This is a genomic window from Oleiphilus sp. HI0066 (genome assembly GCF_001635725.1).
On record NZ_LWFH01001484.1, the window covers coordinates 1 to 851 of the forward strand.

At 48.2% G+C, this 851-nt stretch carries 1 protein-coding gene; it reads right to left on the bottom strand.

All coding sequences use genetic code 11. The annotated features are described in order from the left end of the window. Positions 1-762: 12-oxophytodienoate reductase (locus A3738_RS23010; RefSeq protein ID WP_068763885.1), on the bottom strand; the 762-nt coding region annotated here is incomplete at its 3' end. Positions 763-851 lie beyond the last annotated feature (89 nt).

Below are 851 nucleotides of genomic sequence, written 5' to 3' on the forward strand. Positions count from 1 at the left end.
CACGCCGGCTTCAACCAAAGGAGTTAGGAATGTTTTCAATTCTTCTGGTGAGTTAGCTAAACGCGCATCGTAGTCTTGCTGCTTCCACTGAGAAAAGCGGAAGATAATCGGGAAGTCTGCACCCACACGCGCACGAATCGCTTTCACAATTTCTACTGCGAATTTAGTGCGGGAAACGAGATCGCCGCCATAACTATCGTCACGCTGATTGGTACCTTGCCAGAAGAACTGATCAATCAGGTAGCCGTGAGCACCATGCACTTCCACTGCATCAAAACCGATGGCTTTGGCATCTGCTGCAGCCTGCGCAAATGCTTCAACGACTTCATCGATATCTTGCTGATTCATCGCTACGCCGTTTTCTCTGCCCGGCTTAAATAAGCCAGAAGGGCTGTGGCCAGGAACAGAAGTATCTGGCTCTATGCCTTCTTTACGAACTGAGCCGACATGCCATAGCTGCGGGGCAATTTTGCCGCCTTTTGCGTGTACTGCATCAACCACTTTTTTCCAGCCCGCTAAGGATTCTTCACCGTGCATAAAAGGTACGCGCGCATAACCATTAGCAGCCTTATGACCAACCGTGGTGCCTTCGGTAATAATCAATCCCACTTCGTTTTCTGCACGGCGAGCGTAATACGCTACGTTTAAATCATTCGGTACATTGCCCGGAGAAAAGGTACGTGTCATTGGCGCCATTACAATGCGGTTTTTTAGTGAAAGGGGGCCTAACTCAATCGGATCAAATAATGGGGAATTGCTCATAATACTCTCGTCGTTAGTTCTATTGCATAGGCTCTAATTATTGAGCGCTTAAGTACGAACCAGCGCAGCAAATTGCTGCATGGTTTGAT